Origin of the sequence: Nocardia sp. NPDC051052 (assembly GCF_044456045.1) — a bacterium.
GTDB lineage: Bacteria > Actinomycetota > Actinomycetes > Mycobacteriales > Mycobacteriaceae > Nocardia.
Genome location: NZ_JBITFL010000005.1, coordinates 486888 through 505628 on the forward strand (window position 1 = coordinate 486888; position 18741 = coordinate 505628).

The following is an 18741-nucleotide window of genomic DNA, read 5'->3' on the forward strand; positions in this document are numbered from 1 at the left end:
GGACCGTGAGAGATTCATCGTAGCCGCCGCCGTTACTGGCTGAAAGCTATCGGGAGGCAAATCGGTGACCTCGAAAACGCTTCCGCGAGAATCGGTTCGCCGCACTCGCTTGAACAACAATTGTTACCCCCACAAAGGTTACCGAATGTACAGTGTCTTCTTTTCATCTACGCGGGTATATGTCGAGCGAATCGGCATCGGGCACAAGGCAATCGCGTCCTCGTGCGCCATCGTTTACGAACACGAGTTCCCGATCTACTTCCCCGACAACCCTGACCCGGACACCTACAATCCCCACACCTACCAGGCGAGCACGCCGCTGAAGGCTGGCGACACCGCCCTAGCCATGCCCTAGCCATACGGATGCGGTTATGTGACGATTTCGCCTACCAGTACGGCCGGACCGGCCCCTTTGACGTGATCTGGATGGACGACGACAACTGACGGGGCAGTCGGATTGCTGCCCGGTGACCAGGTGGCCGGACACGCCTGTCGAGCGAGGTATCCGGCTGGCGAGTTCGGAGCCGCGTCGGTCGCACCTGACGGCCGCTGAAATCCTTTACCGCACTTGAGGTATTGGAGAGGGAGTGCGCCCGCGTACAACGTCTGGAGATTCCGTATCACCGATATATCTGCTGGTCGGAGGGAGTTTCCGGGCGCGATTGGGCCCAGGTCTGGGGTGCGCGAAAGTTCGAGTAACGGGACATATGGTCCACTCGTTCAAAAGCCGCAGGTCAGAGACCTGCGGCTTTTGGCGTTGTTCTGGACGGTAGTTGTAAATGGTGCTCTGAGCTGCGCATTTGGTGTCATCGGTGGGTTCGAGTCGCATATGGTGTGTGGGTATTCAGACGGTCTGGAGACCGGTTGGTTTTCTAGCAGCGGGGACTGCGTAGTACGGCTTGTGGGAGTCAGTGTGTTGGCAGCGGCATGCTCGCGCGAGTGACGATACTGACCGGCTTTTACCGCTGACCTGCCACTGGTCGGCGAGTACCGCAGTTCACACCCGCGGTCCAACGCTCGGTTATCGGCCACTTCAGAGCGGACGTTCTGCGCCGCAGCCGATCTCGCGGCGCGGACCGCGTGCCATGCGGCTAGATCGGCGACACCACTGGTGAGCTGGACATCGTGGCCGTCGCGGGTGAGCACGAATTGGGCTCCGGGAACCTGAGCGGCGCGCACGAGCCGATCCAGCAGCGTCCGCAGTCGTACGAGGGAGTCCGGTGTGCTGCCGCGCGGCACACCCGCCGAGCGCGGCGGGTACGGCCAGCACGAGCACCACCGCTACGACGAGGGGCCACTTCAATTCTTTCTACCCCCAAGAGATTCCGGTGCTGTCATCGATCCGCTGCCCGTCGGGGCAGACCGATGGTCCGCGACAGCAGCGCGTTCATCGTCCGGGTCGGCAACAATCGGCTCGAGGCTCCAGCCGGAACCAGGACACGCTCTGCCGCGGTGGCACGATCGACACCGAGTTCACTGGACGGTTCGTAGCTCGCTGCTGCCCGGAGGCTTGACCCCGCCTCCGATCGCCGGCTTCCGACCAAACCCTGACAGGATCGAGGCGTCGTCATAGTCGGTCGTAGATCGCAATCAATCGGTCGAGGACCTCGGCGGCCGACCGCAGCGCAGCGATGTCCTGGTCGGCGAGTTCGGTTCGCAGGGCGGCGGACATCGCCGCCATGCGTTCGCGGTGGCGGGTGCGTCCGGCATCGGTGAGTGAGACCAGCACCGAGCGCTTGTCGCCCGTGCGGCGTTCCCGGGTGACGTAGCCCGCGGCGACGAGGCCATTGATCAGTTGAGTTGTTGCGGCGCCGGTGGTTTCGGTACCGGCGGCCAGCTGGCCGATGGTGCGGGGCCCCTGTTCGGAAAGCACGCGCAGGGCGCGGGCGTGGGTGAGGGACAACGCCTCGGGCGACCTGGTCGCACGCCCGCGCAGGCGGGAGTCCGCCGCGCTGAGCCGGTAGGCCAGACGAGCGAGCTGGTCCAGGGCGGCCACGCGGGCCGGATCGGACGGTTCAGGCACTTGTGTCTCCTGTCGCAGGATCGGGAGGTTGACACCGACCCTATCCTAAGTACTTAATAGATAAGTACTTAGCTAACCGGCGAAAGGGCCACACGATGACCACACGCTCCACAAGCCAGAGCTGGGCGCTGGATATCGCCCTTGCCCTGGGCGGATTCAACGCCCTGCATCCGCAGGCCAAGGGCACCATGGAACAACTCGGCCACGACCACACCGACTTCGACAAGGTCTTCGACCTGGTGCAGAGCGGGGCGATGCTGCCGAAAGCCTGGGCTACCATCGCCGCCCGGGCCGAGCAACGCGCGGCCCATCACGAACGAAACGACTTCGCGCGCACCGCCGTCGACCTCTACATTCGCGCCGCAGTGATGTGGGGGCGGGCGCAGTACTCGATATTCGACGCCACCGACCCGCGCAAACTCGCGCTGCGGGAACGCGCCAACCATTGCGTCGAGCGGCTGAGCGAGTTGCGCGGCGGGCTGGTCCGGCGCGTGACGCTAGATTTCGACGACAAGCAGATCTTTGCACTGCTGCACCTGCCGGAGGGCCCGCTGCGCCAGGCGCCGGCAGTGATACTCGGACCCGGAATGGACATGATCAAAGAGGATTACCTCTATGCCGCCGAGCGGTACTACACGTCGCGAGGCATGGTCGCGCTGTCCATCGAAGGCCCCGGGCAGGGGGAAAGCCGCGCCAACGGGGTGACCGTGGATCTCGCGAACTACGAACGCGCCGTAGGTCGCTACCTCGACTACCTGACCGAACTGCCCGGTGTGGATCCGCAGCGGATCGGCATGTTCGGAATCAGCATGAGCGGTTACTGGGGTTCCCGGGCGGCGGCCACGGATCCGCGGCTGGCGGCGCTGGCCGCCTTCGAGGCGCCGACCGGCGATTTCCATACCCTGTTCGAGCGCGCCCAGCCGAGTTTCAAGAACAACTACATGTACATGGCCGGCTACGACAACGAGGCCGCATTCGACCGGGAGCTGGCGGCCCGAATGCCGCTGGGCGATCTGGTTGGCGACATCACCTGCCCGGTGCTGTACGGCATCGGCGAATTCGACGAGCTGACGCCGCTCGAGCAAGCCCTCGCCAACTACGAACTCGTCAACGCGCCCAAGGAGATTCGCGTCTACGAGGGTGAGTTCCATCCGCTCGGTGGAGTCGCGGCCGAAGTGTTCCGCTTCGGCGCGGAATGGCTCGAACGGGCCCTGTCCGGCGAATTCGCCACCCCCGGGCGGGATGTGCGGCACTACGTCCACCACGACGGACGGACGACCGACGGCACCGCAGACCCCCAATGGTGGTCGGGCGCAGTCCCATTCGCGATAGACCGGCTACGAACCGTAACCGCTGACAAGAAACGGAACCCAAGCATTCCCTCGCATAACTGCTAGATCGCGGGGACCGAGGATGGCTGATATGTGTTTGTCGATCTGCTGGGTCCGCGCGGATTCGGCGAGTGACTTGCCAACGAGGTATCCAGCCGGGAGCTTGGAGCCGGTTGGTTGCTTGTGGCAGCCACTGAAAATCCTCTATCGGACTTGATGTTTGGGGGAGAGGTGCACCGCGTCCAGCCGCTCGAGGACTACGGATTCGCTGACATATCGTCTGGTCAGGGTGAGTTTTCTGGACGCTATTGAGCTGACAGCCGGGTGTGCGAAAGTTCGAGTAACGGGACATATGGTCCACGTCAAGGGAGTAGGCAGAACTCTGCCTACTCCCTTACTCCGTTTTTAGGTCGACAGAAGCGGTCCAGAGCTAGCCGAGATCAACTTCCGGGAGGACCTCGGCCTCCGAGGCGTTTGCCGATTCGATGGAGTGACTCGCGGTTGCGGTAGCTGGTCGCAGCGTGGTCGATCCCGTCGCTGGTGAGGCGTCTTTGCGGGCGGATGGTGGTGCCGCTGTCGCGAAGAACGTAGCGGATGCTGTCCTTGGCGAGCTGCCATTCGTTGCCGAGCTTCTCGGCGGATGAGCCAGCTTCGTTGGCGGCTACGATCTCGGTTCGATCGGACAGTTCGCCGTCGACCCGATGCAGTTGATGCGGAGTCATCAGGAAGCGCTCACGCCGTGCCACTGAAGTCGCCGGGTTCCATAAATAGTACTAGTCTTATTAGCATCATGTTGTGGCACATTGATCAGGCCTCCAGGGCGTCGCTGCAAGACCAGATTGCGGCGTGCGTCCGGCGTGCGGTCACCACGGGGGAGTTGGTGGTCAACGAACAGCTCCCGCCCGCAACGGAATTGGCGCAGGCGCTGGCTGTCGATCGCAATACCGTGCTGGCCGCGTATCGGCGGCTGCGGGAGGAAGGGGTCGTGGATTTTCGGCGCGGGCGTGGCGTGCGGGTCACCGCGGCTGCTCCTACCTCGGCGCCGGTGGAGCAGGCCGTGCGCCAGCTGATCGAGTCCGCACGTGCGAATGGTTACAGCAAGGCCGAGGTGCTCGGCTTGATCGAGGAGTTGATGTGATGCCCGCCGCGACGGTCTACACCTGCCGCGTCACCAATTGGGGGATGTTGTGGCTTAACATCTTCGTCCTGTTTTCCTGCACTCTCGGTTTCGTGATAGGTACTGATCCATGGAGGTTTCTGACACTCGCGGCCGTGATCGTCGCGCTGGTGAAGGTGATTGCGCAGGCCAGCCTGCGCGTTAGCGCGGGGCCTGGCGGGTTGACGGTGAATTTCGCTGTCTTCGGCTTTCCTCGTGTTGCTATCGGCCGGGCGGACATCGCCCGCGCCGAGATCATCGATTTGCCCGTCAAATTTTGGAGTCGTTGGGGTGTGTTCCACCAGCGAAAACGCGGATGGTTCCTGACCCCGACCCTGGGTCCCGCGCTGCGTTTGACCTTGACCAGTGGCCGAACGGTCACTGTCTCGATGCCGGAGCCGAGGGCCGCACTGTGGGCAATGGGTATCGCACCATAACGTCGATTACTCCTGCCCTATGGGCTTGATTCGCGTTGCGCGCTGTGATCAGAACGACGTCGGTGGTGTCGGACGGCCAGCTCGGTATCGGCGGAAATCAGCATTTCATTTGGGATGGTGGGCGGGGTTCGAGCTGCCAGCAATTGGACGATGTGGGGCGGCGCGCAGATATGCGGAAAGCCGCTATTCGGCAGGTGGATTCGGCGTCGACGCCCTAGCGTGTAGCGCGCCTTCGTGCCAGGCGTGGATGGCCAACCAGATGTAGAACGATCTGCCGTAGCGGGGTTCGGGAGGTGTTGATCACCCTGGGCTCACGCTGGGCGGTGGGCTTTGATCAGCGGTAGGACAGGTGGCAGTGGGGCGGCGGCGGTGATCTCGACGAACCCGGCTCCTGCTAACTCGGTCCGCACTTGTTCGAACGATCGTTCTCGGATGCCCCACATTGCACGCAGCAACGGTTCGAGGGCCCGGCCGTCCGTCGGGTGGTCGGTGTCCGGAGGTGGCGGGGCAATGGGGGTCACCAGCAGCCCGCCCGGCCGTAGGTTGGCGTAGACGGTGGCCAGCGCGTCGGCCCGGCTGGGCTCGGGGTAGAAGGTCTGGGGCCAGAACACCACATCGAACGGGTCTGGATCGCGATAGCTCGTCGCGTCGGCGTTGTGGAAGGTGGCCCGGTCTGCGACGCCGAGGGCCCGCGCTCGTGTTCGGGCGACCTCGAGCACATCGTCGGCAATGTCGATGCCGACGGCGGTCAGCTGCGGGTAGGTATGCAGGAAGCTGACGATCGCCCCCGCGATGCCGCATCCGAGGTCGAGAAAACGCGCACCGCTAGCGAACGCCTCGTGCCAGTCCGGGTCGGCGCGTACGGTCGCGAGCATGCCCTCCCGTCCGAACTCGGTCTCGGGATCTCCAGTTGCGTTGGCGGCCAATGCAAGCCGCGAGGTGGTGTCGATGCTCCAGTACGACGACGGCTTACCGTTGAACAGCTCACGGAACATCGTGGCGCGCACCGAGGCAGCGGTGAGGCGATCGAGGGCGCGCCGATCCAGTCCGCCGTCGAGCAGTGGGGCGTAGAGGTCGCTGATCACCACCTGCCCGCCCTCGTCACTGGAAAGGACGCCGATCGATCGCAGTGCCTCGCAGACATTGTCGACGAGATCGGGACCCAAGCCCGTGGCACGGGCCAGCTCGGCGGCGGTCGTCTTCTCGCGACAGCGCATGAGAAATCCCGACTCGATGGCCCCCGTCAGCAGGCCTGTCTGCTCGAGCCGCGTGCTCAGCTCGTTGACAGCGCTGAGAGTCGGCCGCCAGTCGCTAGCGCCCATCATCAGACCTCGGTTTTCCGTCGTTTCCGTTTCCGCGCCAACGACGCGCAAACACACTCGATGATCGTAGTCACGGATCAGAAAGCGACGGCGTAGCTGTCCGGCGTACACGGAAACCTAGATAAGCGAACCGACGCTGTCGCGCGGGGCGGATTTCCTCGTCGGCTAGGCGACGATCAAGGAAGGGTGGTGGCGGCGCATTTCTTCGATGACGGTCTCTAGCGGGACGGGCAGGCTCAGTGCGGAAATCGTGGCGGGGCTGTATCCGGATGCGCGCATGAATCGACTGGTCATTCGAACGAACCACGGCAATCGCGCAAGGTAGATATCGGGTTGGTGCAGAACAAATTCGAGGATCTCTTGCCCATTCATGCGGTTGCGGCGGATGCTGTCGATGTCCGTCCATAGGATACGGCCCTGGTCGAAGTGCTGGATTCCCTCGGCGGTGATGATCAGTTCTGGGCGTCGTCCGATCAACCGAGGAACACCGACGTATATACAGAAAACCGAGCACGCCACCACAACAGCACCGAGAACGGCAAGCGCGAGCGAGGCGTTTCTGATGGTCAGCAGGACCCCGACCAAGGGCACGAGCGAGATGACGATAAGTAGAAGCGCGCGCTGTTTGGGTGCGTAGTAGCGGGTGGTGGGTAGGTCATCGATGTCCACGAACGCTGAGATTAGCGGACTTGGTGCAGTCGAGCCGCCCAGTAAAGCGCCGCCTGCGTAGATGATCGCGATTTCCCGCCGGGCGGCATGGGCCACCGGAAACGGAGCACCAGCCACGTGTCCGAAGGCCGCAAAGAGCCCGACTCTTTTGGTGCCGTCAGGGTTCGTCGGTCTTGACGATGGGAGATGGTCGCCGGGGTAGCGGCGGGAGTTGACGGTGACGGGTTGCCACCGTCGAGATCGCCGGTACCGAGCAACCCCAGACGGCGGGAGAACCCGGCGCGGCCGATCACTTCTAACGTTACGGTCGGCACCGGGCAGACCGGCCACGAGTCGACGGTACGTGGCGGCGAGCTCCGCCTTCAAATCTCCCGACGCCAGTAGGTTTCCCGCCGCGCGAGGTCATGACGAGGCGTGGCCGCATGCGGCCATCCGGTTGTGCCGGGCTGCGGCGTCGTGCTGTAGTCGAATAGGCGCGGCCGACGGTGGAACGTCTGCCTGTAAGGCTGGCATTACGGGTGGAAAGGCTGGGGTGGCGATCGTTTTGATTGACAGTGAATAAGTGTCCGGACACGGTCGCAAGATTGGCGATCGGGGGAGGCCGAAATCGGGGTAGGCGCGGCTGTTCGTCACCTCGTGAATCGACCTCGGAATAAATGGAGCGCATGAGATGCCCGATAACATCGTCATACCCGATCTTGCCGTGCCGGAAATATTCACGCCGGAGTTCTTCCAGAATCCGTACCCCTTTTACGCCTGGCTGCGCGACAACGCGCCGGTCCATCCGATCACCATCCCGGGGGTAAATGTCAGAGTGTGGTTGGTGAGCCGGTACGCCGATGTCCGGGCAGGCTTCGCCGACCCGCGGCTGAGCAGCGACTACCGATCCGCGCTGCCCGAATTCCGCGCGGCCCGCCTCGCTTTCGGGGCTGGCACGGTCGGCGAGCGCACGATGGTCAACCTCGATCCGCCGGACCATACCCGCGTTCGCGGACTGGCCGCGGCTACCTTCACTGCGGCGCGGATCGCGCAGTGGGAGGCCACGATTCGCGCGACGGTCGATGAACTGCTCGACGCGCTGCCGGTCGGCGAACCCGTCGACGTGATGGCGCGGCTCGCCGCGCCGCTGTCGATCCGGGCGATCTGCGCGGTCCTCGGCGCGGAGCCGGATGACGAGGCCGACCTGCGGCGGTGGGCCGACCTCGTGTTCACCGCCGATCCCACGGAATTGGCCCAGGTGCCCGAGGCTACTGCCCGCCTGCTCGGGTACGCCGACAAGCTGATCGCGCGCAAGCGGGACAATCCCGGCGACGACCTGTTGTCCGCATTGATCACGGCGAGCGATGATTCCAGTGAACTGAGCTCGGATGAGCTCATCGGCACGGCCATGGGTCTGCTGGTGGCCGGTTATGAGAGCACCATCCAGCTGATCGGCGACACGCTGCTCGCGCTGCTCGACCACCCCGACCAACTGGCCGCGCTGCGCGATGGCAAGCACACCGCGGCGGACGCGATCGAGGAAACACTTCGCTACGACGGTCCACAGGTCAGCTCGCTATGGCGGTTCGCGACCGAGGACATGACGATCGCGGGCACCGCGATTCCGGCACACGAGGCGGTACTGCTGCTTGTCGCTTCGGCACATCGAGACGAGCGACAGTATCCGAATCCGGAATCCTTCGACCCTGGCCGAGACGACAAGCGACACTTGGCCTTCGGGTACGGCATACACCGTTGCCTCGGCGCGGCTCTCGCCCGGCTGGAGAGCAGAGTCCTGCTCGAAGCACTGCTGGCTCGCTATTCCCGGCTGGCGCTGGCCGTGCCGCGCGCAGAGGTCCGATACAAGCCGTCCCTCGTGGTTCGTGGGCCCGGTGAGTTGCCACTCGTGCTCCACCACTGAACTGACGCCGCAGTGCTGCCCGGCGGGCGCACCCCCTCGCTAGCGCATTCATTCCACCAGGAGGACTTCGTGATCATCGCTCTCGGCCTATATCAGGGCTTCACGGCACTGGACGCGATCGGGCCGTACCAGGTATTCACCACCGTGCCGGATGTCGAGGTGGTGCTGTGCGCCGCCGAGACGGGTCGGCTCGATGACGATCAAAACCTGCTTCACCTGCAGATCGATGCCACTTTCGCCGATGTGCCGCGCCCCGACATCCTCCTTGTCCCCGGCGGCCCGGCCTCGCTCGCACTCGCCAGGGACAACGCCCCGATCGTCGACTGGGTGCGCGAGGCCCACCCGCACACCAGGTGGACCACCTCGGTGTGCACCGGGTCGCTCATCCTCGCGGCCGCGGGCCTGCTCGAAGACCGGCCCGCCGCCACGCACTGGTTCTTCCGCGACGAACTCGCCAAATACGGTGCGCTGCCGACCGAGCAACGTGTCGTGATGGGCGACCGAATCGCCACCGGCGCAGGCTCTGCCGCCGGCATCGATCTCGCGCTGACGCTGGTGGCGGAATTCGTGGCTCCCGAACTCGCACAAGGCATCCAACTCGCGCTCGAGTACGATCCGCAGCCCCCGTTCGACTCGGGCACCCCGAGCAAAGCGGCTGAACCGATCATCGACGCCGTCTCGTTCATGATCGGCACACACGCAAATGAGTACGGTCGAACAGCTGTCGAATATCAGTCACGGTAGGCGTGACCCGATCAACACACTGGGCGGGCCCGACACCGCGCCGCTGACTCTCGAAGGTGCGCTGAAATGACCACCGCTGCAATCAGAATACCCACCGCGACAGCCGATTCCGCGTCCAGCCTAGCCAATAACGTTGTTGCCGAGCATGTTCTGCGGATCGTATTCCGCCGCCGCCGTGCCGCCGACCCCTTGGATCCGTGCACCACTGATCCATGCCCGGAATGCTTTGCCCCGCATCTGGATACGGTCCGATGGTTCATCGTGGCGGGCAAGCCGATCCACTTCGTGATTCCGGCCTTCCCCGCCAAATCGCGCAACCATCGCAAGACCCTCGGCAGGCTGCCCGATCTTGGCGAACGACTCGCACTGGATTCCATGCAGGGCTTCTGTGAGCAGATCTCGGCGGTGTACGCCCCTGGCGCCGTGGTCACCATCTGCTCGGACGGGCATGTGTTCAGCGACGTGCTCGGCATTCCGGACGAGCATGTCGACGACTACGGCGCCGAACTGGTGCGGATCATCCGGACGAGCGGCGGTGGCGCGATCGGTCTCTACGGGCTGCGCGATGTCATGCCGGACCTGACCTGGGATGAGCGCAGGCGCGAGCTGCTGGATCGGTACGCCGATACCGTCGACGAGATTCGCGAGGCGGTCCGCACCCAGGTCGCCGCGCGCCGAATGTTCAACGGCATCCACCGCTTCATCACCGAGGACCACGCGGTGCTGCTGCCGGAACTCAGTGCGACGCAACGACGTAACCGCGCCAAGCAGACCACCTACGAGGTGGTGCAGCGCAGCCAGGCATGGAGCCACGTCGTCGAGCAGGCCTTCCCCGCCGCAGTACGGCTATCCATCCACCCGCAGGCCCAGCACAGCAGGAAGATCGGCTTTCACCTGCTGCGCACCGCCGACAGCTGGCTCACCCCGTGGCACGGCGTCGTCCTCGACGACGGCATCCGGCACGTGCTGGTCAAGCGCGCCAAGGCGGAGGAGTTGGGCGGTCGGCTGGTGTGGCGCAATAGCAGGCCGAGTCATTTCGTCATCGGGGATCCCATCGATCCCGTTCGCGCCGAATCGGCGCCGCCCTTATCCGGAGGAGAGCCGTGACCAATCAACTGCAGCACGCCGTACTCGCGGGCACCGAGCTGTCGCCGTTCGGGCGGCTCGTCACCGCCGACGCGACTGGGCGCACCCTGGCCGATGTGCCGGTCGATACCCTGCTGACGACCACCCTGCAGGCCAAAGTCCTTGTGCTGCGCGGATACCGCGCCCTCGACAAGGCCGATCTGGAGACCTATTGCCGGGCCGCCGGTGAGCTGGCGGAGTGGGAGTTCGGCACGATCATGGACCTGGTGGTGCAGGACGATCCGAAGAACTACCTGTTCGACTCCGGCGACGTACCGTTTCACTGGGACGGCGCCTGGTCGGCGCGAGCGCCACGCTATTTCCTGTTCCAGTGCGTCCAGGGCTGCGAACCGGGTGCCGGCGGCGAGACGGTGTTCTGCGACTCCGCTCAGGTGTATCGCGAGGCGCCCGACGATCTGCGCGCCCTATGGGCGAGCGCCACGGTCACCTACCGGACCGATCGCCTCGCTCACTACGGCGGCACCATGACGCACCCGCTGCTGGCTACCAGCCCGGTGACCGGCGAGACCACCATCCGCTATGCCGAACCGCTGGATCCGGCGATCTATCGAAATCCCTTGTTTCTCACTGTCGACGGGCTCACCGCCGAGGAAGCCGTGCGGGTGATGGACGACCTGAGTGTCCGCCTGCACGACCCGCGCTACTGCTACTCCCACGCCTGGGAGACCGGTGACATCGTCGTCGCCGAGAATCACGCGCTGTTGCACGGCCGCAACCGGTTCACCGGCCCGACCGCGCGGCATATGCAGCGGATCCAGATCATCTGACCCCGGTACCCGGAAACCACGTCCGGAACATCAAGATTGGAACACTGCGGTGGTTGATCTCATGACGACAGCCAGGTCTGTACGCGCGTACGGACGGCTGGCCAACCTCTATTTTCTCGACTACAACCTTGCCTATCCGATGGTGGCGACGCTGCTGCCCGCCTCGGTCGCGCGGGACACCATCACGTGGGTCGCCTTCGGCGTCATGATCGCCGGATACTTCCTGGTGCATTGCGCGACCATCGCCTTCGACGACATCACCGGATTCCGCGACGGCAGCGACGCCACGAACTACCGCGACAATCCAAGCGCACTGCGCCGTGCGCGCTGGAAGCCGTTGGTAACCGGGGAACTTCGACTTCCGGAGGCGCTGCGGTTCGCGTGGACCTGCCTGCTCACGGGTTTGGCACTCCTGGTGATCGGCTTGCTCGTCGCGCCCTACCACCCGCTGTGGCTGATCGCCCTCGCGGTCGTTGGTGCGTGCGTCTCCGTCCAGTACTCCTACGGTTTACGGTTGAGCCACATCGGATTTCAGGAGCTGGTGCTCTTCCTGTTCACTCTGGAACTGGTCTTGATTCCCTATGCGGCGCTGACCGCGGCGGTGACCGCGCGCGCCGTCATCGAGGGCTCGCTGTTCGCTTTCTGGCTGATGATGGTGTCGTGGTATTCCAACCTTCGTGATTGCGATACCGACCGGGGCGTCGGGCGGATCAATATCGCGACGATGACCCGTGAGCGCACCTACATCGCCATACTCGGTGTGCTCGCCGTCGCCGATATTGTCGTGGTCCTCGCGCTCATCGCCTGGGGGGCACTGCCGCCGATTTTCGGGGCACTGCTGTGGCCGGTATTCGTCGCCCGGCTGTTCCAGTTCCACTTCGGCGCGATCAAACGCGATCCGCTGTTCGGGCGGTTGGTCGGTCGCCGCCTCGCCTGGGCGGGCGCGCTGCTGATGGCCATCGGCAATGTGCTGACCACCAGCTGAGTGGCGGCACCGAGGCCGTGGCCTCAGCCCGGTAGCCGTTCGGCCGGATAGTCGCGCAGGTGGTGGTGGTCGACGTCGCTGACCACCACCGGCCAGCCCACCAGATCGAACATCGCGATGTCGGAATGGTGATCACCGAAGGCCGCACACGCACCGAGGTCGACCCCCGTGCGTTCGGCGTAACCGCGCAGTGCGGCGGCTTTGTCCGTGCCGACCATGGTCGCGCGCACCGCACCGGTGTAGCGACCGTCGGCGACCATCAGTTCCGTGCACAGCGTCTCGTCGGCGGCGATGTGGTCGGCGATCGGACCTAGCGCCGCGTCGAATGACCCGGACACCAGGATGATTCGCGTACCTGTGGCGGCTAGATCCCGCAGCCTGCCGACCACCGAGGCATTGAAGAAATCCGTGGTCCGCACGCGCTCCGTGAACCAGTCGCGGCCGATTCGCCGTACCTCCTCGACTTCGCGTCCGTGCCACAGCCGGTAGAACTCGCGGTGGGATTCGGCACGGCCGACGCCTGCCACACGCAGGGCCCGGAACTCGCGCAGCAGCGGTTCCGGATCCGCACCGCGGCAGCGCGCGTCGAAGGTGAACAGGGACAGAAAGCTGATGTCCCGGACCAGGGTGTTATCAACGTCGACAAAGGCGGCGGCCACCGCCGGCGGCGCGGCGGCGGTAGGGCGGCCGGGGTGCATGGGCTTGATCGTCACGAGCGCATCCTCGCACCCTTGCCCGGATAACGTGTGAATTGGTCTCTCCTGGAATAGTATTCGAGTTAATCGCGATGCGTGGGTGCCGCGTGCGTTGCGTGTCACCCTGCGCCCGACGGGGGTGTCAGGTCTCGATGAGTGCGATCGATGAGCACGGCACGCAGGTGCTGTCGGTAGGTGCGGGCAGTGGAAGGAATCCGATACGGTGGTGTGGGCGGCGTCGGCCCTGCTCGTCGAAACCGGCGAAACGGTGGCGCGGATTCCCCGAATCCGTGGCCGCACTGGGGAGATCACCGAGGACATCGCCGCCGTGGATGCCGATCATCGCTTGATTCTGGAGGCGGGCGTGGGTGCGGCCGCGGTGCGTAGTGACTCAGCCGCGCGAGTGATACCTGGCCGCGGCAGGCCGAATTCGGTCCGCCGGAGGAATGAACACAGGAGGCAGTGAAATGTTCGAAGTGCAACTTCCAGCGGGCGTCATCGAATACGAGGACACCGGTGGCGACGGACCGGTGCTGGTCTTCATTCACGGACTGCTCATGGACGGTTCGGGTTGGCGGCACGTGGTGGACAAGCTGCGCACCGAATACCGATGCATCGCCCCGACCTGGCCGCTCGGCGGACATCGCAAACCCATGAACGAGGACGGCGATGTGTCGTTCCTCGGTATGGCCAAGGTGGTCGGGGACTTCCTCGAGGCACTCGATCTACGGAATGTCACGCTGGTCCAAAACGATTGGGGCGGTGCACAGCTCCTGCTCGGCACGCGGGGCAGCGACCGCGTCGGCCGGCTCGTGCTGACCTCGTGCGAGGCCTTCGACAACTATCCGCCCAAGCCCGCGCGCCTCATCGTCGCCGCCGCGAAGGTGCCCGGCGGGTTGCGCACCGCGATGGCGTTGCTCAACACCCCGATGGGGCGGCGTGGCCCCGCGACCTGGGGGTGGATGAGCAAGCGCCCCGTGCCGAAAGAGGTGATCGACAGCTGGTTCCGCCCGGCGACGGTCGATCGCCGTATTCGGCGGGATCTGGCCAAATACTTGAACACCGTGCCGCCTCGCGCCACTCTGCTCGAGATCGCGCAGCGCAATGCCGCCTTCACCGGGCCGGTGCTGATCGCCTGGGCGATCGAGGACAAGATGATGCCGATCGCACACGCCCGCCGCCTCGCCGAACTCTATCCCGACGCCCGGCTGGTGGAGATCGAGGACAGCTACACGCTGCTGCCCGAAGACCAGCCGGAGCGGCTCACCGAGGTCATCGGCGAGTTCCTCGTTGCCACGGAGTCATGATGGAAGCGGTGTCAGCCCAGACGAATGAATCGGCGGCAGCGGGCGGCGACCGCCGGAAGCGGTTGCTGTTCATCGGTATTCTCGGATATCTGTTCGGCTACGGCGCGCATTCGGTGGAACACTGCGTGAGCCTGATGAACGTGACGCCGGTGCCGACGATTATCGCGGGATCACTGGCCTGGGTGCTGTTCGTCCTGGTGGTCGTGGCGGTCCGCCGCGGCCATCGACTCGCGGCCCAGGCCGAGGTATTCCTCGGCGCCGTCACGCTGGCCGGGTTACTGGCCGTGCATCTGCTCCCGGACTGGGGGCCGTTCAGCATGCCGTGGGTGAACAGCAGTACAACGATCGTCATGTGGCTGTCGCTGGTAGCCGCGGCGATCGGGTTCGTCGTCACGATCATCGCCGGGTGGCAGGCCCGCACCGCTGTTCGATAGCTAGGTGATCGGCCGCCCGCAAATCTCCCGACGACGGTAGATTCGTCGTCGGGAGATTTGCGGAATGCTGTTCGGACGACCTCAGCCATTCCAGCGGAACGCTGCTGCGGCGGGTATGGATACCGAGTACGGGGTCGCGGTGACCACGACATCCAGGACTCGACTCCGGCAGTTCGGTTAGATGAGTCCCATTCGGGCCGCGAGGACGCCGGCCTCGAATCTGCTGCGCGCTCCGAGATGCCCCATGAGTTGTTGTGTCATACGTCGGACCGTGCGTACCGATAAGTTCATCCGGCGAGCTGCGGCTTCGTCGGTGTGTCCCTCACAAAGCAGTTGAATGAGCACGAGCTCGCGTGCACTCGGCAGTGTTTCTCGAACTACCATGCAATCCCCTCAGGACTAGCGCTGAATAGCCACCTGTCTGTCCGTCGATGGTGGCTGGCAGACCCCCGGTTAATTCGTGCGGCCAATCCGATGTTATTGGCGATTCCGGGTGTTGGCAACTCGAATTGGAGCAAACCTGCAGCTCTAGAGGTGAAGCCTCCATTTGACCGGCTCTGCCGAATGCGGGCAATCCACTGGTAACTCTTATCGCTTTGCCACCAATCTTGGGGGGTCTGCGTTTTACAATTCTTAAATATTCGCAGTGTATAATTGCAGCTCCCGCCCACTGGCCTGCCCCATGAAATAGGGGATTCCGATTCCTGCCTCTTGGTGCATGTTGTCAAGCCTTGCTGCCTCGTTGGCAGCATGCGGCCATACGGTTGCGCCCGCTGCCGTGGTCATGTTGTAGTCGAATGCAACGTCGGCGCGAATTGTTTGTCGAACGGCTGACGTGTCAGTCGCCCAGTGGCCGCTGGGTGCATTGTTTAATCCGATCATAAGCACCACATTGAGGGGCAGCAGTCCAATGATTGAGCTCGATGAACTCGTCATTCTTATTCGCAAGCAGCTGCGTGGCCGTCAGGATGTAATTTCGCTGACCGAGGATACCGTGATTGCCGATATCGGTTTGTCCAGCTTGCAGTTCGCCGACATAGTCTTCACTCTGGAAGAGGAGTACGAGGTCGAGTTCGACCCGGCGAAGGCGGCCAGCGCCAAGACGGTCGGTGACGTGCTCGAGGTTGCTAATTCCGCGATCTCCGCGAGTTTGTAGAGGCAAGGATCGAGATGGACGGCCGTCGTCACCATGTATTTATTCTTCTGATATCGATTCTGCCCTTGCTCGGTGTTTTCGCGGCGATGATCTTGCTGTGGAACAGCTACTTCCATCTGTCGGACCTTGTGGCGTTCATCGCGATGTATATCGTTGCGGGACTCGGTGTTTCGACGGGTTACCACCGGCTGTTCGCGCATCGCGCCTTCAAGACGAGCAGGCCGGTACGAATCTTCTTCGCCGTCGCCGGTTCGATCGGGGCGCAAGGCCCGGCGCTGATCTGGACGGCCCATCATCGTCGTCATCACCGGGTAGCCGACAAGGCCGGCGATCCACATAGTCCTTATCTCGACCTGGAGCCGGGGACCAAGGCTGGCCTCAAGGGCTTGTGGCACGCTCATCTCGGCTGGTTGTTCGACAAGGAGCTGACCTCGGACCCCGTGCGATATTGTCCGGACTTGGCCCGGGACAAGGACATTCGATGGGCCTCCAACAACTTTGCCTGGCTTGTCCTGCTCGGCGTCATCCTGCCGGGTTTCATCGGACTTGCTGTCGGGCAGACACCGGCGTCGTTTGTCACCGGCATGCTCTGGGGTGGGTTGGTCCGGATCTTCGTCGGTAACCACGCGACGTACGCGGTGAACTCGATCGGTCACGTCTTCGGGTCCCGCCGCTTCTCGACACCCGATGAATCGCGCAATAACGGCTGGCTCGCCCTCCTGTCCTTCGGGGAGAGCTGGCACAACAACCATCACGCGTTCCCCCGCTCGGCGCGTCACGGGTTGCGTTGGTACGAACTGGATATCAGCGCGATCGTGATCAAAGTGCTCGAGCAGCTCCACTTGGTGCATGACGTCATCCGAATCGACCGAGCTCGGCAGAGTCAGCGTCAAGCCGTGTGGGCACCGACCGGCGGCGGCCGGTTCGCGCGATCGACGCCGGCCAAGCCGCTCGCGGAATCGGCTCCGACCACCATGGGAATCGTCGATGTGGAGTAGCGACACCAGCGCGAACGGCCTGTGGCAGGGACTGCTCGGGCAGTCTCGTCCCCGTACGCACTCGCTGATGGCCTGGGAGAACGAACGATACGTGCGGACACCGTGGGCAGAGGTTGCCCAGCGCGCGCGGCACATGACCGCCGGTCTGCGCCGGCGTGGTGTCGCGCCGGGGACCCGCGTTGCTTCGGTACTGACCAATAACTCCGATGTGGTGTCGGGGGTACTCGGCATCTGGCTTGCCGGTGGCGCCTTGGCCTCGTTGCCGGTTCCGTCACGGGGCATGGGGTTCGAAGAGTATCTAGCGTCCCTCGGGGTCATGTGCGAACAGCTAGATCCCCAGCTGGTGGTCCTGGATGCGGGGCTGCTCACCACCTTGCCCGAGTGGTTTCTGGCCAGATATCAGATATGCAGTTGGCAGGATCTGATCGGCTCGGGCGTGGTGGACGAGTGCCCGCCCGGCGATGCGGACGTCGCCTTTATCCAGTATTCGTCGGGCAGTACGGGAGTGCCCAAGGGCTGCGTCCTGACTGCCGGGGCGATCGCTCGGCACATCGACATGTTGCTGTCCTGGATCGGTGTCCGCTTCGGCGGCGACGTGGTGTCGTCGTGGTTGCCCCTGTCCCATGACATGGGGATGTTCGGAACGTTGCTGTCCTCATGGCAGAGCGACAATGACCTGTACTTGTCGACGCCCGAGCGGTTCTCGATGTCACCGCGCACCTGGTTCGGCGACATCGCGGAATACGGCGGCACCATCACCGCCGGCACCAACACGGGTGTTTACCTGTCCGCCAGAGGCTTTCGGCGTGGCGCACGGCCTCGCGGGGCCATCGACATGCGCACGTGCATTATCGGAGCCGAGCGAATCGAATGGCAGACATTGGAATTCGCGACAGAAGTGCTTGGCGAGTTCGGGCTGACGCCCTGTATGTTCATGCCTGCCTACGGAATGGCCGAGGCCACCCTCGCGGTCACCGCTGCTCGACCGGACGAAACTCCGCGACGGATGACGGTGGACGCGGTCGAGCTGGCCAGGGGCGAACTGCGGCTGGTCGACGGTGATCACGAGTCGGCGACCAGTATTGTCAGCGCGGGCCGTCCGCTGCACGGCGTCAGTGTCGGGGTGAGTGGGGCGGACCAGATCGGTCGAATCCGCATCCAGTCCCCGAGTCTCGGGTCAGGGTACTGGAATTCTCCCCAGCTGACCGACGCCCACTTCCGCGACGGTGCATTGCTCACCAATGATCTCGGCTTCGTGGTCGAGGACAACCTCTATCTGGTCGGTCGTAGCGATGACATGATCAATATCGGGGGCCGAAAGGTCTACGCGCGGGGCGTCGAGGAGGCGATCGAGCAGGTCGAGGGAGTCCGACGTGGCTGCTCGACCCTGGTGGAACGGACGATCGGCGATCGGGCGGCGCTGACGCTGCTGCTGGAGTTGGACTCCGACACCAACGGCCATCGCCAGATCGCGGATCAGGCCGCCTCGGCCGCGATGGCGAAAGCCGCTGTCGCAGTGGATGAATGCATGTTCCTCGCGCGTGGCGCCCTGCCCAAGACGCCGAGCGGCAAGATCCAGCGCTATCGGTGCCGTCAACTGTTGGAGGGCGGCGAGCTCGACCCGTGGGCGGTCGTCAGCATGTCGGAAGGCGGGTTGTGACGGTGTCCGGA

The 18741-nt window shown here is 64.1% G+C and carries 21 protein-coding genes; 14 read left to right on the forward strand and 7 right to left on the reverse strand.

What is annotated here, in order from left to right; translation table 11 throughout:
* Positions 1-145 precede the first annotated feature (145 nt).
* Complete coding sequence (locus ACIBCN_RS20025; RefSeq protein WP_396993070.1) at positions 146-355, forward strand: hypothetical protein; 210 nt, start codon at positions 146-148, stop codon at positions 353-355.
* A gap of 1212 nt (positions 356-1567) precedes the next feature.
* Here the strand turns inward: ACIBCN_RS20025 and ACIBCN_RS20030 are convergent.
* A complete protein-coding gene (locus ACIBCN_RS20030; protein WP_396993071.1) occupies positions 1568-2023 on the reverse strand; it encodes a MarR family winged helix-turn-helix transcriptional regulator in 456 nt (151 codons plus the stop codon).
* Positions 2024-2118: 95 nt separating this feature from the next.
* Here ACIBCN_RS20030 and ACIBCN_RS20035 point away from each other — a divergent pair, with 95 nt between their 5' ends.
* Positions 2119-3420, forward strand: coding sequence for an alpha/beta hydrolase (locus tag ACIBCN_RS20035; protein ID WP_396993072.1), 1302 nt, complete (start codon positions 2119-2121; stop codon positions 3418-3420).
* Positions 3421-3794: 374 nt separating this feature from the next.
* On the opposite strand, the gene ACIBCN_RS20040 is transcribed toward ACIBCN_RS20035, so the two are convergent.
* Positions 3795-4076, reverse strand: coding sequence for a hypothetical protein (locus ACIBCN_RS20040; protein ID WP_396993073.1), 282 nt, complete (start codon positions 4074-4076; stop codon positions 3795-3797).
* A gap of 68 nt (positions 4077-4144) precedes the next feature.
* Between ACIBCN_RS20040 and ACIBCN_RS20045 the strand changes: the two genes are divergently transcribed.
* Together ACIBCN_RS20045 and ACIBCN_RS20050 are read left to right on the forward strand one after the other, a co-directional pair.
* Positions 4145-4492: a GntR family transcriptional regulator gene (locus tag ACIBCN_RS20045; RefSeq protein ID WP_396993074.1), complete on the forward strand. Its 348-nt coding sequence runs from the start codon at positions 4145-4147 to the stop codon at positions 4490-4492.
* Positions 4492-4947, forward strand: coding sequence for a hypothetical protein (locus ACIBCN_RS20050; protein ID WP_396993075.1), 456 nt, complete (start codon positions 4492-4494; stop codon positions 4945-4947). The genes ACIBCN_RS20045 and ACIBCN_RS20050 overlap by 1 nt, the downstream gene beginning before the upstream one ends.
* Positions 4948-5258: 311 nt before the next feature.
* Here ACIBCN_RS20050 and ACIBCN_RS20055 read toward each other — a convergent pair whose 3' ends face one another.
* Both ACIBCN_RS20055 and ACIBCN_RS20060 read right to left on the reverse strand, forming a co-directional pair.
* Complete coding sequence (locus ACIBCN_RS20055; protein WP_396993076.1) at positions 5259-6272, reverse strand: SAM-dependent methyltransferase; 1014 nt, start codon at positions 6270-6272, stop codon at positions 5259-5261.
* Positions 6273-6434: 162 nt separating this feature from the next.
* The gene (locus ACIBCN_RS20060; RefSeq protein ID WP_396993077.1) at positions 6435-6938 is read right to left on the reverse strand and encodes an STM3941 family protein; all 504 of its coding nucleotides are present in this window, start codon (positions 6936-6938) and stop codon (positions 6435-6437) included.
* Positions 6939-7608: 670 nt separating this feature from the next.
* Here ACIBCN_RS20060 and ACIBCN_RS20065 point away from each other — a divergent pair.
* From ACIBCN_RS20065 to ACIBCN_RS20085, 5 genes are all read left to right on the forward strand, one after another.
* Positions 7609-8838 carry a cytochrome P450 gene (locus ACIBCN_RS20065; protein WP_396993078.1) on the forward strand — a complete coding sequence of 410 codons (1230 nt, stop codon included), beginning with the start codon at positions 7609-7611 and terminating at the stop codon, positions 8836-8838.
* Between the two features lie 69 nt (positions 8839-8907).
* Positions 8908-9582 carry a DJ-1/PfpI family protein gene (locus tag ACIBCN_RS20070; RefSeq protein WP_396993079.1) on the forward strand — a complete coding sequence of 225 codons (675 nt, stop codon included), beginning with the start codon at positions 8908-8910 and terminating at the stop codon, positions 9580-9582.
* A 66-nt stretch (positions 9583-9648) separates the two neighbouring features.
* Entirely contained in the window at positions 9649-10689 is a 1041-nt protein-coding gene (locus tag ACIBCN_RS20075; RefSeq protein ID WP_396993080.1) for an L-tyrosine/L-tryptophan isonitrile synthase family protein, read from the forward strand.
* Complete coding sequence (locus ACIBCN_RS20080; protein ID WP_396993081.1) at positions 10686-11495, forward strand: TauD/TfdA dioxygenase family protein; 810 nt, start codon at positions 10686-10688, stop codon at positions 11493-11495. The genes ACIBCN_RS20075 and ACIBCN_RS20080 overlap by 4 nt, the downstream gene beginning before the upstream one ends.
* Before the next feature lie 61 nt (positions 11496-11556).
* Entirely contained in the window at positions 11557-12480 is a 924-nt protein-coding gene (locus ACIBCN_RS20085; protein ID WP_396993082.1) for a UbiA family prenyltransferase, read from the forward strand.
* A gap of 23 nt (positions 12481-12503) precedes the next feature.
* Here ACIBCN_RS20085 and ACIBCN_RS20090 read toward each other — a convergent pair whose 3' ends face one another.
* Together ACIBCN_RS20090 and ACIBCN_RS20095 are read right to left on the reverse strand one after the other, a co-directional pair.
* The gene (locus tag ACIBCN_RS20090; RefSeq protein ID WP_396993083.1) at positions 12504-13193 is read right to left on the reverse strand and encodes an HAD family hydrolase; all 690 of its coding nucleotides are present in this window, start codon (positions 13191-13193) and stop codon (positions 12504-12506) included.
* Positions 13194-13317: 124 nt separating this feature from the next.
* Complete coding sequence (locus ACIBCN_RS20095) at positions 13318-13518, reverse strand: hypothetical protein (RefSeq protein WP_396993084.1); 201 nt, start codon at positions 13516-13518, stop codon at positions 13318-13320.
* Between the two features lie 124 nt (positions 13519-13642).
* Here ACIBCN_RS20095 and ACIBCN_RS20100 point away from each other — a divergent pair, with 124 nt between their 5' ends.
* Both ACIBCN_RS20100 and ACIBCN_RS20105 read left to right on the forward strand, forming a co-directional pair.
* On the forward strand, positions 13643-14482 hold the full coding sequence (locus ACIBCN_RS20100) for an alpha/beta fold hydrolase (protein ID WP_396993085.1): 840 nt from the start codon (positions 13643-13645) through the stop codon (positions 14480-14482).
* 8 nt (positions 14483-14490) lie between these two features.
* Positions 14491-14916: a hypothetical protein gene (locus ACIBCN_RS20105; protein ID WP_396993086.1), complete on the forward strand. Its 426-nt coding sequence runs from the start codon at positions 14491-14493 to the stop codon at positions 14914-14916.
* 177 nt (positions 14917-15093) lie between these two features.
* Here the strand turns inward: ACIBCN_RS20105 and ACIBCN_RS20110 are convergent, their stop codons facing one another.
* Positions 15094-15300: a response regulator transcription factor gene (locus ACIBCN_RS20110; protein ID WP_396993087.1), complete on the reverse strand. Its 207-nt coding sequence runs from the start codon at positions 15298-15300 to the stop codon at positions 15094-15096.
* Positions 15301-15826: 526 nt separating this feature from the next.
* Between ACIBCN_RS20110 and ACIBCN_RS20115 the strand changes: the two genes are divergently transcribed.
* The 3 genes from ACIBCN_RS20115 to ACIBCN_RS20125 all read left to right on the forward strand — a co-directional run bounded on the left by ACIBCN_RS20115 (position 15827) and on the right by ACIBCN_RS20125 (position 18730).
* The gene (locus ACIBCN_RS20115; RefSeq protein WP_396993088.1) at positions 15827-16072 is read left to right on the forward strand and encodes an acyl carrier protein; all 246 of its coding nucleotides are present in this window, start codon (positions 15827-15829) and stop codon (positions 16070-16072) included.
* An 86-nt stretch (positions 16073-16158) separates the two neighbouring features.
* Positions 16159-17070, forward strand: a complete 912-nt coding sequence (locus ACIBCN_RS20120) for an acyl-CoA desaturase (RefSeq protein WP_396993089.1) — start codon at positions 16159-16161, stop codon at positions 17068-17070.
* On the forward strand, positions 17060-18730 hold the full coding sequence (locus tag ACIBCN_RS20125) for an AMP-binding protein (protein WP_396993090.1): 1671 nt from the start codon (positions 17060-17062) through the stop codon (positions 18728-18730). Before ACIBCN_RS20120 ends, ACIBCN_RS20125 begins: the two co-directional genes overlap by 11 nt.
* Positions 18731-18741: the final 11 nt, after the last annotated feature.